We start from the raw sequence: 13,961 nt of genomic DNA, 5'->3' as shown, positions 1-13,961 counted from the left end.
TTTGGTTCCGTCGAAGTATGGCCGTCGGGGATGCCGCGCATAGTTGACGGCAAGTAGGCGCGGCCGGGGAAGACTGGATGGCTGGAGGGGGCAACGTCCACTTCATTCGATCGACGCAAGCGCGATCCGTCGACGTATTGGCTGTTGACGGGAAGTCGCTATGGCGTGACTGCGATGCGACGTTCGCCCGCATAGAAAAACTGTGCGGGGATGACGCGTCGCGGCTGTTCGCCGAACCGAACGTCAAGGAGCAGGACGACGGCCGCCTGGTCGTGGCCTGGTTCGGTGCATTCGACGACGAACCGAAGCAGCTGGATATGCTCGACCGAGGTATGCGGTCGCGGGTCCTGTCGAGCCTGGCCGCACGGTTCGAGGCCCTTCGCCCGGCGCTGGCGGACCGGGAAATCGGCGAGACCGTCGCCGCGATGCTCAATGTCGCCGACGACAGCTCGATCGTGGCCGTCGGCGAAAATGCTGTCCTCACGAACTGGGGAATGCTGCCTGAAGAGGCCCGCTCCTCCCCCGCCGCTTTCGTCCGGCACAGTGAGAGGACTATAGCCTCCTACCTTCCGTCCGGAATATCGCCCCGAGTGCCCGGCCAGACGTGGACGATTGGCGGCGCCGCTCTCGGGACGGCAAGGGTGGTGTCTGCACCGGAGCGTGCCGAGCCCTCCAAGCCCGTAAGCTCCTCCCCGGTGTCTCAACCGATGACTTCGGCAAAAACCAGACGGATTTCGCTTTGGCCTGTCCTGGCGATAGCGCTTGTATTCGCGGCTTGCCTGATCTACGCGGCATGGCCGGGCAACCTGCTTTATCCTGAGGCGCTTCAACCGCCGCAGCCGCCTTCTTTGGTGGACAACGCGGAGATCAACCGAAGCCTCGAAGCGCGGATCGGCAAAATCAAAGCGGAACTCGCAAAGGCCGCATGCAATGCGGACGCATCAGTGCTTGGCCCCCAGATTCTGGACCCCCAAAAGCCCGGCGCCGCCGTCGGGCCGCCTCCCCCGCCCGGTTCACCACAAGCCCTTCTAGCCTCCCTTGACTCGGCCACGGTCCTGGTGCTTGCGCCTCTCACCGGGAACTCGCTCAGTACCGGAAGCGGATTCTTCGTCGGCCCACGAGACATCCTCACCAACAACCATGTCGTCGAGGGCGCTGGCGACACGGTGTTCGTCGCGAGCAAGGCGCTTGGGCGCGCGGTTCCCGCGCATGTCGTCGCGAAAGCCGCCGCAAGCGCGACCGGAGACCCGGACTTCGCGCTCCTGCGCGTGGACGACGCGCCCAGCGGCGTGACGGCCCTACAACTTTCGACCGGAATCGGAAGGCTGGACAGCGTCATTGCGGGTGGATTTCCAGGCTTCGTGATGTCCATGGACAAAACCTACCGGGACATCATCAACGGCGACACAAGCGGCATTGGCAATCTCGAGATGGTGGTCACGCAAGGCAACGTGATGGCCATGCCCCAGGACGGCGCGACGAAAGTCATTACCCATTCCGCGAATATTTCGCGCGGCAACAGCGGAGGCCCGCTTTCGGACGCTTGCGGCCGAGCGGTCGGGGTGAACACCTTCATAATCCTCGACGGAGAGAACGCACAGAAGCTGAACTTCTCCCTCAGCGCTCGCGACGCAATCCGCTTCCTGTCGTCAAACGGCGTGACGGTAACCACGACTGACAAGCCGTGCGTCCCAGCCGCGGCCCCGACGCCAGGGCAGCCGGGACCCGCCAAATGAGCCAGTTCGTCGCCACCACCACGCTCAGCCTCATGCGTTCCCTCGGGTCCACCGCAGAACGTTCGGTCCATAGGATGCAGGCGCTCCTCAGCCGGGAATTCCCCAACGGGATCGGGCTGGAACTGGCAGAGCCGGTGCCTCGCAAGGACGGAACGGGGATCGACTGGTATACGGAGCGCGAAGATCCGCTTGTCCGATTGACAGACCTCCCTGCCGAAACGGCCGATTTCTACAAAGCGCGTCTCCAACATTCCGTCCAAGCGGTCCTTCGTGCAGCCGCCGCGCACGATAGCCGCGGCGACACCACCGCAAGGTCCACGGCCACGGCGCTTCGCAACGCGGTGACGTTCCCGGGAGACGAGAACGTTTGGATCTCGGGCGGTTCAGGCAGGGGCGACGGAATGCTCGTCCTGACGGCATGGGGGTACGAAAGGCACGACGCAGAGACGAGCGGCGGAGGAGAGATATCCGGGAAAACCGATAGAATACCGATAGCCGACAACATCAAGCCGCCTCCGGCCCGGCCAGGCGGCCGCTCCTGGAGGTGGCTGGCCGCCAGCCTTCTGTGGCTCATCCCCATAGCGCTCGCCGGAGCCACCGCCTGGCTGCTGTTGCCGGCATGCGGCGTGTCCCTCCCATTTGGCCTCACGGCTTTTGGAAAAGGAGGAGGCGCTTACTGCGCCCTTGTGGCGCCGCCGCCGACGGTTGACCAGGAAAGCCTGCACACACAGGAGCTGATGGCTGAAGCCGCAGTACTCGAAGAGCAGCTCCGGCGGCACCTGAACTCGTGCGTACGGACGCCGCCTCAGTCGGACGTGTCGAAAGACATGGATAAGAAGCTGGACGACAGAAAAGGGCAAACCGGGAAGCTGCAAGTGACATTGACGTGGCACACGCGTGACGACCTTGATCTGATCGCTGAATGCCCTGGCGGAACTCTTGGCTGGAACGACAAGGGCCCCGGGATTTGCGGTGACGGCATAAAAGACGTCGATTCAAACAGGTTTCGCAGAGAGAACGTAAGTTCTGAGCCAGTCGAGAACATATTTTGGCAGAAGGACATTCCGGCCGGGTCTTATGTATTTGAAGTGAATCCTACAAGCATCGATCTGGAAGGAAACCCTACTAAAGAGATCCCGTTTGAGATACGTTTTAGGTACAACGATAAAGAAAAAGTCTGTCTTGGCAGCGCTTCGTCTGCCACAGGCGGGGACGGGAAGCAGAAATCAATAAAGTGGAATCTAGGGGACCCTCTGCCGGAGTGCAATTTTATGACCGCAGACGTTCACGCATGCAAGAAGAAATCAGAATGCAAGCAGTAGTTGGTATCGATATGTTTGACATTCCACTTCGACATAAGACCTGGGACGTAACTCGCGGAACAGAGGGGGTGGCTGCGTGCTGACCAACCTCGCCGATTTCAGCGACGGCTTCACGCTGGTGCCTGACAGCGGCATCCAGTTCGTCGAGTTCGGGTTCGACCTCGACGCGTCCCCCCGCCTCTCCCGGTCGTTCGTCGAACGGACGTCGCCAGCCGAAACAGGTTCGGACGGAAAGGCCGTCATCCGCCTTCTGCCCAACTGGAGCGATGACGATCCGGATTCCGACCAGCCGCCCTATCCTGCGAAAGGCAACGACGAGGCGTACGACATCAACAAGTCCGTGGCGCTCAATACCTTCCTCGACCGCTGGGTCCCAATGCCGTTCTTCAAGATCGAGCCCGGCAAGGACGACCTGGGCAACGAAATATACGCGCAGGGACCAACCGACTGGGTCCGGGTAAGGGTGACGGAGACCAGGAACGCCCACGGCGACCGGAAAGGAACGCATCGGGCGATTTTTGCCTTCGACAGCTCGCTTGCCCCCCGGAAGCCCAACCGTCCCTACCTCGCGCCCTGTCCGGAAGACGCGATGCGGACGGAATCATTCCGGTTCGTCAGCCGGCTCCCCGACGTCATCTCGTTCCTGTCCCACAAGATCGAGGTTCAAGGGCAAGGCCCGGTTGACGCGCAGAAGTGGCTGGACGAATGGCTGAAGGACATTCTCCATTCTTTCAAGAAGCAACAGAGGAAGGGCAAGGAGCTTCGCCCGGAAGATTTTCCCTACCAGTTCGAGCATCTCGCCCGGTACATCACCTTCGTCCAGTTCCTCGCCAGCGTGATCAGCCCGGTTCGTGTCACGCTTGTCGACACCATCAGCGACAACAGGAACGTCCAGCCTGTCGACGTGGATCTCGTGCTTGACCTGGGAAACTCGCGGTCGTGCGGGTTGCTGATCCAGTCGTTCCCTGACGACGTGAACGTCGACCTCAACAACTCCGTCGTCCTGGAACTGCGGGATCTCTCGAAGCCCGAGCTTGTCTACCGCGATCCGTTCGAAAGCCAATGCGAGCTGGTGGCCGCGGAATTCGGAGCGGAAGACATCGCCAGGCGGTCTGGCCGTCCCCGGGCGTTCTTCTGGCCAAGCCTGCTCCGCATCGGCCCGGAGGCATCGCGCCTGCGCGGTGAATCGGAAGGCACCGAGGCAGCGACCGGGCTTTCCTCGCCGAAACGGTATCTCTGGAGTTCCGATCCTGTCCTGCAGGAGTGGCGGTTCCGCTCGGCATCGCATAGCGATTCGGGAACAGAACCGCTGATCGAGCGCTCCATGTACCGTTTCGTGAACAACCGTGGCGACGTTCTCCAGCAGATCGAGGAGGACAGGCGCAAGTTCAAAGTGAAGGTCAAGGAGGGCGATTTGGAGACGGCGAGCCGCTTCTGCTTCTCAAGGTCGTCCTTCTTCACGTTCATGCTCGTGGAGATCATCGCGCAGGCGATGTCCATGATGAACAATCCCGGCACCCGCCGCGAACGAAGGCTCAAGGACGCTCCGCGCCGGCTTCGCAAGATCATCTTGACGATTCCCACCGCAATCCCGATCCAGGAACAGCGCATCCTGAAGTCACGGGCGGAAGCCGCCGTCAAGCTCCTCTGGTCCCTGTCCGGGTGGGGCGACAGCAGCACGGGGATCAACAGCCAGCGGCCGGAGATCCAGTGCGAGTGGGACGAGGCAAGCTCGGTCCATCTCGTCTACCTCTACGGTGAGGCCGTGCACAAGCTGGGCGGATCGATCAGGACGCTGTTCGACGTGCTCGGCAAGGACAGGGAACGGCCGTCGTCGCTTCCGGCGTCCAAGTCCAAGCAGAAGACGGAGCGGTCCCTGCGCATCGCCAGCGTCGACGTGGGCGGCGGCACGACCGACCTCATGGTGACGACCTACTACCAGACCGACAACGTGGCGCTGTATCCCGACCAGAACTTCAGGGAGGGATTCCGCATCGCCGGCGACGACCTGCTGAAGACGGTGATCGAGAGGCTCGTTATCCCGAGGCTCGAGGAAGGGCTCGCCCAGGCGGGACTGCCGAACGCGCGCAACTACCTCAAGGACCGCTTCGCCGGGGACAACCCGAACATGTCCGAGCAGGAAAAGCACCTGCGCCGCCAGTTCGTGCTTCAGGTCCTGCAGCCGATCGCCATCGGCGTCCTGTCCGAGTGCGAGACCCTGCCGCCGACAAGCCACAAGACGGAAATCCGGAAGGCAGGCAGCTTCTTCGAGGCGGCCGGCAGGGCGGGGCGAGACGGCGAAATCCCGGTCGACGCCCGCATACTCGGGTATCTCAAGGAAAACATGGGAGGGCTCGAAGCAGGGCAGTTCAGCATCGCCGACTGCGACATCGCGATCGATCCCCAAGCTGTGGAGGAGTGCGTCCTGTCGATATTCGACGGCGTGTTCGACAACCTCGCCGAGGCGATCAACCACCTGGACGCCGACGTGGTGCTCCTGACCGGGCGGCCGATGCGCCTACCGCCCATGATAAACCTCTTCATGAACAAAATGTCGGTGCGCCCGGACTGCGTCATCCCGATCAAGGACTATCGCGTCGGCACCTGGTATCCCTTCCGGGGCGTGAGCAACACGCATATTGACGACCCGAAGACAACGGCGGTCGTCGGCGCGATGCTGTGCGCGCTGTCCGAGGCGCAGATCACCAACTTCACTCTCTATTCCAAATATCTTCGGATGAAATCGACGGCCCGGTACATCGGGCGGCTCCAGGGCAACGCGACGCTTCCTGACGAAACTCTGCTTTTCTCAGACATCGATCTTGATAAAGCAGAGGCGTCGGCCGAGGCGGAGTTCGACTATCACAGCCCGGTCCGCATCGGCTTCAGGCAACTGCCGCTCGAACGATGGGTGGCCACTCCGCTCTACAAGCTAACGGCGGCCGCCTCGCGCTCGACGCGAAGCATGCGCAAGCCAGTGCGCGTGACCATCGCCCGAAACGTCCAGGTTCCCGACGAGGACGATCCGAGCGAAGTCGAGCTTCTGTCGAGCGAGGCGACCCGTGAGGAATTCGTGATCGAGGACGCGGAAGACGCCGACGGCGCTCCGGTGAAACGCATGATGGAACTGAAGCTGGACACGCTCGCGGTCGAGACGGGCGACGGTTACTGGCTCGACACCGGCATAATCTCCATCCAGTGAAATGGCGGCTGAACAATGCGTGAAGAGTTGAAAAGAAGCTGCGGCACCGCCCTGAAATCGGCGCAGGATGGCCTTGCCTGGATCGGGACCGCCGCCAACGCCGAGCGGGTCGGCGACACGCGCGCCAGCGCCGAACAGCATCTCAGGAAGTCGGTCGTCGCGGCCCGCAAGGCGATGGAAGCGATCGACCGCCCGATGTGCGTCGGCATATTCGGCCCCAGCCAGGCTGGCAAGTCGTATCTGGTGTCGGTTCTTGCCCGCCATGGGAGCGCACCCTTGATGGCGCGCTTCGGCGATCTCGGCAGGGAGGTCGACTTCATACGCGAGATCAATCCAGGCGGCGAACGCGAGTCGACAGGCCTGGTGACCCGCTTCTCTGTCAACGAGGAGCCCAGCCCCGCGGGCGCTCCGGTCGTCCTGCGCCTGCTTAGCGAAACCGACATCGCGAAGATTCTGGGGAACAGCTTCTTCCTGGACGGGGACGCGAAGAAACGCACGCCGCTCGCGCCCGAGACCGTGGTGTCCGCCCTCGAGGCGGCGCGGAGGCGCGTGTCGTCGCAGGTTGCCACCGGCGGACTCGTCGAGGAGGACATCTGGGACATCCAGGAATATTTCGAGAAGCAGTTCGCCGGTATGCCGAACATCGAAACGCTCGGCGCCTATTGGGAGGAGGCTGCGATCCTCGCGCCGCGGCTATCGATTGCGGACCGCGCGGAACTCTTCTCCGTGCTCTGGGGCGGCTTTGGGAAATTCACCGATGTCTACCTTGAACTCGCGCAGGCGCTGGAGAAGCTCGGATTCGCCAAGGACGCCTACTGCTCCATCGAAGCGCTTGTTCCCCGGGACCGGAGCATCATCGACGTCGAGACTTTGCTCGGTCTTGGCAAACCCGGCCAGGAGGAGCTGCTGATACGGCCAATGAAGGGTCCGGCCGTGTCGCTCCCGCGGCCCGTCATCACGGCCTTGGCCGCCGAACTCCGCATCGCCATCTCGCAGCGGCCGTGGCCGTTCTTCGACCACACGGACCTGCTCGACTTCCCCGGTGCGCGCAGCCGCCAGAGGGTGGACCTGCAGGCCTATTTCGACGACAACCCCCAGGCGCTGAAGGACCTCTTCGTCAGGGGCAAGGTTGCCTACCTGTTCGACCGCTACGTCGCCGAGCAGGAACTCTCGAGCATGCTCCTTTGCATCAAGCCTTCGAACCAGGACGTCGCGACGCTTCCCGACATGATCGACGACTGGATCAGGGCGTCACATGGCGAGACCCCGGCCGACAGGGCGCGCGTCGAGACCGCGCTTTTCCTGGTGCTGACGATGTTCGACATGCACTTCAGCGAAAAGGCGGGCGAGGAGGGGCAGAGCCTTTCGGACCGTTTCAGCGCGCGAATGGGTTCCTCACTGACGCGGTATTTCGGGAAGGCCCACAAGTGGCCGTTCGAATGGACGCCGGGCAAGCCGTTCAACAACACCTACTGGCTGCGCAATCCCAACTTCAAGGCCGAGTTCCTGATTAGGTACCGCGGCGGCGAAGAAGTTGAGATTCTGCCCGACAAGGTCAAGAAGGTCGCCGCCATTCGCAAGGCATATCTCCAGGTCAGCGAGATCCAGCAGCATTTCCGCGATCCGGCGAAGGCGTTCGACGAAGCCCTCAGGCTGAACGACGGCGGCGTCAGTTACCTGGCGGAAAACCTCGCGGCGATCTGCCGTCCCGAGATCAAGTATGGACAGATACAGGGCCGCCTCGGGAACATCGCCCACGAGATACGCCGCGTGCTCGCTCCCTATTTCGTCGAGAGCGACATCAACAAGCGTATCGCCGAGCGTCGGGAGGTATCGGACCAAATTCTTGCGTGCCTCACCGAGACATGGGAGCGGGAGCAGTTCGGCGTGGCCATGAAGATGCTCCAGATTTCTCAGAACGGGATTTCCGAGCATCTCCACATCGAGTACGGCAACCGCATCAAGCGCCAGAACGCTCCCGAGGAGACCTCGGATGGTCGAGCCGATACCGTCGTGAAGAAGCGCGTCGCTCCGCCTCCGCGGCCCGGCGCCCCTCCCCTGCCGGGGAACAAGAAGAAGACAGTCGCCGCCACGGCGCCTTCCGGGCCGTCGGTTTCGCAAAAGGCGCTCCCCCGAGAGGCCTACCTCGCCCACTCGGCGATGCGCCACTGGCTGGACGGGCTTCTGGCGCTATCAAGGAATGACGGCGCACTCCAGGCCATTGGCTTTACCCACAAACTGGCAGGCGAGCTGATCGCCGAGCTTGCCGCGGCGGCCCGGCGCACCGGGGTCGAGGAGCAGATTGCCGACGATCTCGCCAAGCTCTCTGGAAGTTCGGTCGAGAGGTCTGACATCCTGCTCGAGAGGGCAGGTTTCCTCGCGACCAGCCGCATCAACCGTTTTGTCAGCACGCTTGGCTTCGATGGAGTGCCGGAAGAGAAGCGGCCGATGGCCCCGGACGGCACGGAGGACGGCGAGATCAGGGTATTCGCCCGCCGGCCGAACGTCACCAACTGCGACGAACTTGCCAAGGAACGGCGGAATTTCTCCTACCTGGCGCTCTCAGAGTGGATGTACGCCTTCAACCAGCTCGTTACCGACAATGTCCTCTCGGGCGAAGGCATAACGGTAAACGTCGATGAGAACGAGCGACTGAGGGCAATCCTGGAGGCTCTCAATTCGGCGCCGCCGTCAGTCGAACCTGCAAGGACGGTTCGATGATGCAGGTTCCGTTGAAAGTAGCGGAGGATGAGTCGCGCCTGTTCGGGCACGCCCTGATCGTGTTTCCACAAGAATTGGGCAGTTCCCGGCTGCTGCGGCTGTCGATCACGCGCAAGTCGGGAGACACACCGTATTTGGGCGATGGCGGGTGGCAGGCGCGGCCGGCTACCGTGGCGGCGGAGGTCGTGAACCGGACCACCGGATCGACGACGATGGTCGTAGGGCCTGAAGTCTGCGACCGAATCCCGGTCGATCTCCAGGTGAAGATCGAAGTCGATGGCCTGAACGTCTGGGGCAATGCGTTCTGGCCTCCGGTCACGCCACAACCTGGCGGATGGTCACAAGAGCTGACCGCTCCTCCCGTGGCCCTCCCTCCTCTGCCTGAACGTTTCATCGATCGGGTTCCGGTTCCGGACCCACCATTGCCACCGCCGCCGATAGCCCCTGTTGCGCAACCTATCGCGAAGCCAAAGAGCGGGTGGCGGTACCTGTATTTTGTTATTCCTCTAGCCCTTCTTCTGGCTGCAGCAGGAACCTACGGCGGCTACAGACTGGGCTGGCTGGATCCCTGGATAAATCCGCCTGAGCCCTTGGCCGCGCGTTTCGAAAGGCTGAAGCGCACGGATAAGGATGGCCACGAACTCTTCGCCTTGAGCGGCGACGCATACCGCCAGGGAAACGGAGGCATCGGCTTGCAGTCGATCAACCTTGCGATGGAACGGGGCAACCAGGACGCCAAGCTCCAGATCGCGCGCTGGTACGACCCGATCTCCTTCGATCCGGCCAAAGCGGATCGGCCTGACGCGAACAAGGCTGCCCGATACTATTTCGAGTTGGTAATAGAGGGCAAAGCGGAAGCCAAGGATTTGCTCCGTTCACTTTGTGCCAAAAACGCAAGCTCCCCTCAGGATCCTACGTTCAACGGGTTCCTGACGAACACCTATTGCGAGGGGACCTTGGAATGACAACCAGGAACGGCATGGCTCGGCAACTCGCCGCTTGCGAAGCCATCGGAGGACAGAGGCAAATGCGGAAGAACGGTTTGTGGCTTGCCGTCGGGGCCGTAGCGGCGTTGGCGTTCCTGGGCGCATCCGGGCAATTAGCTGCCCAAAGCGCAACGGAGGACGAGCTCTTCATTTATCCGGACACGCTCCTACTCGGGATTGCGAGCGCAGAGTTTCCCAAGCCGCTCGAAGAATGCCGAAAGCTGTGCGTGGGGCGTTCGGGTTGCATGGGCGTCGACATTTCCCCGAAGAACGAATGCCACATGTACGCCAGCATAACCGGGGGGCGGCAGGATACGGGGTCAACAGCCCAGACGCGCAGCCTGATCCCGAACTACCGCGAGCCACTCAACCCGCCACTCGCAGCCAGGCTAGAGAAACTCAAGCCGACAGACTCGGACGGCCACGAACTCTTCGCCCTGAGCAAAGAGGCCTTCGATCGCCACAACCGCGACGTCGGCATGCAGGCGATCAACCTCGCCATGCAGAGAGGCAACCAGGACGCCAAGCTCGAAATCGCACGCTGGTACGACCCGCGAACGTTCGCGCAGGACCGCGTGGACGCCGCCGACGCCAACAAAGCTGGCAGGTCCTATTTCGAGCTCGCTCTGGAAGGCAATTCGGAAGCGAGCAAGCTGCTCACCTCACTTTGCCAGGATGTCGGCGACAGCAATTCGAGCCATGCCGCGGCCTACCAAAGCTTCCTTCGGACTACCTACTGCGAGGGGTCGATCAACCCCTGACCCAGTGCCTGCGCATTGGTGATGAATTTGGGCAATCGGGGAAATTGAGGGGATGCAGCTAAGTAGTCGGGGCCGCGCGCGCATGGCGGGAATCGCTGTCGCGCTGCTATTCCTTACACTTGCAGGTTCTGGGATTGCACCAAAGGTGTCGGCTGAAGGCCAGCCGGATTTTTGGGACTATCCTGGGACAGCGCTAGAGGGAGGCACCAGCGCGGAGTTCGAACGGCCTTTGGACGACTGCCGGAGACTTTGCCGGGAACGTTCGGGTTGCGCGGGCTTCGACCATTCGTCAGTCACCAATATCTGCCGCCTATTCACCGGTATCGGCTCGGCTCAGCCCAACACGCTCTCTACCGCAGGCACCCGGAACCGGATTCCGGGCTACAGCGATCCGCGCAACGCCGAGTCCTGGTATTACGCGGCCTACAGCGGCGTCGACCTTTTTGGAGGCGACCTCGTCCCGAAAGGCATGCCCGCGCCCAATGCGGAAAACTGCCGGGCGACATGCGACAGCCAGAACTCGTGCCGGGCCTTCACCTATAACCTCGAGGCCAACCGCTGCTTCCTGAAATCGGGTTTCGATTTCGTGCAAACCTACGCGCTGGGGTGGTCCGGCCTCTACTTCAAGGCTGGCCCCGCGGCCCCTCCCCCAAACCTGACCGTAGGATGGGAACTCTTCACGACGAGCGCGTTCATCGGAGACAGCGCGGAGACATACGCGGCCTCGTATGAAGAATGCATGCAGCAATGCAGCTCGAACGGCCAGTGCGGCGGCTTCACATGGGCCAACGCGCGGCCGAACCGATGCTACCTGGTCTACAGCTCGAACCTCTATCCGGTGCGCAGAAAAGGCATGACCTCGGCGCGGAAAAATAGCCGGACGGTCCAGCCTGACTTCGTTCGCCCCGTCAGCCCAAGGAATTGAATATGTCGCGGTGGATCGCAACCTTCATAGCTGCCGCATGCACACTCCTTGGCATTTCCGCACCTCTGCGAGCTGACCCGGCGCCGGAAGCCCACCTGCGGACGGCCAACCTGCACCGCGCCGTCGAAGATGGCAGACTGCGCCAAATGATCGGACAGATGGTGCTGGTCGGCTTCGTCGGCGACAGTCCCGACGACGACGGATACAAGCGGGTCGTCAAACAGGCAGAGGCAGGTGAAATAACTGGCGTCATCTATCTGGGACGCAACATTTCGAGCCTTGAGGCCGTTCGGCAACTGAACAAGGGTTTGCAGCAATACGCCACGGCCCCCCTGCTTGTCGCCATCGATCAGGAGGGGGGCCGCATCCAGAGGCTTACCGGCGAGGTCGGGTTCAGGGAGGTGCCAAGCGAGGCGACCGTGGCAAAGACCATGAGTCCCGACGAGGCCAGCGTGGTTTACCAGGACCTCGCTTCAGATCTCTCAAGCCTGGGATTCAACCTCAATCTGGCCCCGGTCGTCGACCTCAACGTCAACCCGGCGAATCCCATCATCGGCAAGCTTGGCAGGAGCTTTTCCGCCGATCCGCAGAAAGTTGAAGCGTACGCCAGGGCTTTTATCGAAGCGCATCGCGCGAAGGGAGTGCTAACGGCCCTGAAACACTTCCCTGGACATGGCTCCAGCACCAAGGACAGCCACAAGGGTATTGCAGACGTCACCAAGACATGGAGCGACAAGGAGCTTCTGCCTTATAAGGGCCTGATCGCGTCGGGGGACGTCGACATGGTCATGGCCGCGCACGTGATAAACGCGAAGCTGGCCTTCTCCCCCGATATCCCCGCCTCGCTGTCCCGTGCGACGCTGACCACGCTTTTGCGCGACAACATGCACTTCAAGGGCGTGGTCATCAGCGATGACATGCAGATGCAGGCCATCACCGACAACGTCAGCTTCGAGGACTCGGTGCTCCGGGCGGTCATGGCTGGCAACGACATCCTGATTTTCGCCAACGACAAACACCCTGACCCGGCCATCCCGGAAAAGGTGGCCGCGATCCTTTCCGAGGAAGCGCAGCGGAATCCCGAAATGCTCGATCGCATCAAGACATCCTATGAAAACGTGATGCGCCTGAAAAGGAAGCTAGGATCGGCCGTTTCCCAGGAGACGACCGTGGTGAGGGAGCGATAGCGACCAGGCATGCGAAGCATGTTGGCGTTTGGCATCACGCGCACGACCGCAAGACTTCTCTTTGCGGTGGCAGTCGCCGCCGTCCTGACTACTGGAGCCAGGCTTGCGGACGCACAGGCCGACAGCGGGTTCTTCGACTATCCGCAGACCACGCTCGATGGAGAGATCAGCGCGAACATGGCCGTCCCCCTGGAGCACTGCAAGGAGATCTGCTCCGAGCGTTCGGGCTGCCTGGGATTCGATTACTCGCACGAGGCGGGCATCTGCAGGCTATTCAAGACTATCGCCAGGGCGACGGCGAACGCCTCGCGCTCGGCCGGGACCCGGAGTGTTGTCCCGGGCTACCGTGCGCCGTCCAACCCGCCCCCGAACGACGCGGCGGCCACGCTGCTCAGCCGCTCCTGGCAATGCGCGCCTGCGCGTGAGAACTCCAACAAACTGCACCTGTCGTGGAGCGTGCTTTTCGACCGCGGCTGGCGAAAGACCGACAGCGAAGCCGCTTTCGTCGACAGACGGACCCAGACTGTCCGAAACACCGATGCTAACATCGTCACGACGCTTTCGCTGGAGGCAACGTTCCAGGTGGATTGGTCTAGGCTCGGGACGGTCGAAATCGACCGAAACGTAGTCACCCTTCAATGCGTCAACGATGACAGCTGCATCCGCTCGCTTGTATCGACCAGCCTGTCGACCGACTGTCGCGGCTTTTGCGGCGGCCAACCCTGGACCACCGAAGCCAGCATCAGCCACCAGACGCTTCGGTTCTGCAACGCCGATGCGGCATTGAACGCAACGGTCGCGCTACGCCAGCTCAATCCCAGAGTGACGGTCTCCTCGGCTAAACCCCAGGAACGCCGTGATCCACCCCTGGTGTGCTGGATCACCGATCCGACTGGCACCCCGCTCAACGTCAGGAACAGGCCCTTTGGAGATCTGACCGGAGAGGTCCTCCAGAATTCCAGGTCCATCAAGGTGACCCAGTTCTCCTGGGATTCGAGAGGGCATCCATGGGCAGCCGTTCCGGGAGGCTGGTCGAGTGCGAAGTACATGACGTGCCAAGCGCCCGACCCCTACGAATGAAGTCTTTGGAAGGGGGCAGCCCATGAAATGGAAATCATCCG

Annotated in this window: 9 protein-coding genes; all 9 read left to right on the top strand. The window is 62.1% G+C overall.

The genetic code is table 11. The features are described from left to right. Positions 1–77 precede the first annotated feature (77 nt). The 9 genes from MAFF_RS36775 to MAFF_RS36955 all read left to right on the top strand — a co-directional run bounded on the left by MAFF_RS36775 (position 78) and on the right by MAFF_RS36955 (position 13,920). Entirely contained in the window at positions 78–1,736 is a 1,659-nt protein-coding gene (locus MAFF_RS36775; protein ID WP_010915988.1) for a S1C family serine protease, read from the top strand. Next, on the top strand, positions 1,733–3,058 hold the full coding sequence (locus tag MAFF_RS35585; protein WP_044552171.1) for a hypothetical protein: 1,326 nt from the start codon (positions 1,733–1,735) through the stop codon (positions 3,056–3,058). Before MAFF_RS36775 ends, MAFF_RS35585 begins: the two co-directional genes overlap by 4 nt. Positions 3,059–3,134: 76 nt before the next feature. Continuing rightward, complete coding sequence (locus MAFF_RS35580) at positions 3,135–6,260, top strand: virulence factor SrfB (RefSeq protein ID WP_010915990.1); 3,126 nt, start codon at positions 3,135–3,137, stop codon at positions 6,258–6,260. Between the two features lie 15 nt (positions 6,261–6,275). Beyond that, the gene (locus MAFF_RS35575; RefSeq protein WP_010915991.1) at positions 6,276–8,981 is read left to right on the top strand and encodes a putative virulence factor; all 2,706 of its coding nucleotides are present in this window, start codon (positions 6,276–6,278) and stop codon (positions 8,979–8,981) included. Then, complete coding sequence (locus MAFF_RS35570) at positions 8,978–9,946, top strand: hypothetical protein (RefSeq protein WP_010915992.1); 969 nt, start codon at positions 8,978–8,980, stop codon at positions 9,944–9,946. The genes MAFF_RS35575 and MAFF_RS35570 overlap by 4 nt, the downstream gene beginning before the upstream one ends. A gap of 62 nt (positions 9,947–10,008) precedes the next feature. Further along, positions 10,009–10,728 carry a hypothetical protein gene (locus tag MAFF_RS35565; protein ID WP_157866233.1) on the top strand — a complete coding sequence of 240 codons (720 nt, stop codon included), beginning with the start codon at positions 10,009–10,011 and terminating at the stop codon, positions 10,726–10,728. An 82-nt stretch (positions 10,729–10,810) separates the two neighbouring features. Further along, positions 10,811–11,653, top strand: coding sequence for a PAN domain-containing protein (locus MAFF_RS35560; RefSeq protein ID WP_162034382.1), 843 nt, complete (start codon positions 10,811–10,813; stop codon positions 11,651–11,653). Positions 11,654–11,655: 2 nt separating this feature from the next. Continuing rightward, a complete protein-coding gene (locus MAFF_RS35555; RefSeq protein ID WP_010915995.1) occupies positions 11,656–12,840 on the top strand; it encodes a glycoside hydrolase family 3 N-terminal domain-containing protein in 1,185 nt (394 codons plus the stop codon). 18 nt (positions 12,841–12,858) lie between these two features. Further along, a complete protein-coding gene (locus tag MAFF_RS36955) occupies positions 12,859–13,920 on the top strand; it encodes a PAN domain-containing protein (protein WP_010915996.1) in 1,062 nt (353 codons plus the stop codon). The last annotated feature ends 41 nt before the right edge of the window (positions 13,921–13,961 follow it).

It is taken from the genome of Mesorhizobium japonicum MAFF 303099, assembly GCF_000009625.1.
GTDB classification, from domain to species: domain Bacteria; phylum Pseudomonadota; class Alphaproteobacteria; order Rhizobiales; family Rhizobiaceae; genus Mesorhizobium; species Mesorhizobium japonicum.
This window is presented reverse-complemented; position numbering and strand designations above follow the sequence as displayed.

Coding starts and splice junctions, on each gene's coding strand:
- MAFF_RS35575 (WP_010915991.1), top strand. CDS start 6,276: ATGCGTGAAGAGTTGAAAAGAAGCTGCGGCACCGCCCTGAAATCGGCG.
- MAFF_RS35570 (WP_010915992.1), top strand. CDS start 8,978: ATGATGCAGGTTCCGTTGAAAGTAGCGGAGGATGAGTCGCGCCTGTTC.
- MAFF_RS36955 (WP_010915996.1), top strand. CDS start 12,859: ATGTTGGCGTTTGGCATCACGCGCACGACCGCAAGACTTCTCTTTGCG.
- MAFF_RS35565 (WP_157866233.1), top strand. CDS start 10,009: ATGCGGAAGAACGGTTTGTGGCTTGCCGTCGGGGCCGTAGCGGCGTTG.
- MAFF_RS36775 (WP_010915988.1), top strand. CDS start 78: ATGGCTGGAGGGGGCAACGTCCACTTCATTCGATCGACGCAAGCGCGA.
- MAFF_RS35585 (WP_044552171.1), top strand. CDS start 1,733: ATGAGCCAGTTCGTCGCCACCACCACGCTCAGCCTCATGCGTTCCCTC.
- MAFF_RS35555 (WP_010915995.1), top strand. CDS start 11,656: ATGTCGCGGTGGATCGCAACCTTCATAGCTGCCGCATGCACACTCCTT.
- MAFF_RS35560 (WP_162034382.1), top strand. CDS start 10,811: ATGGCGGGAATCGCTGTCGCGCTGCTATTCCTTACACTTGCAGGTTCT.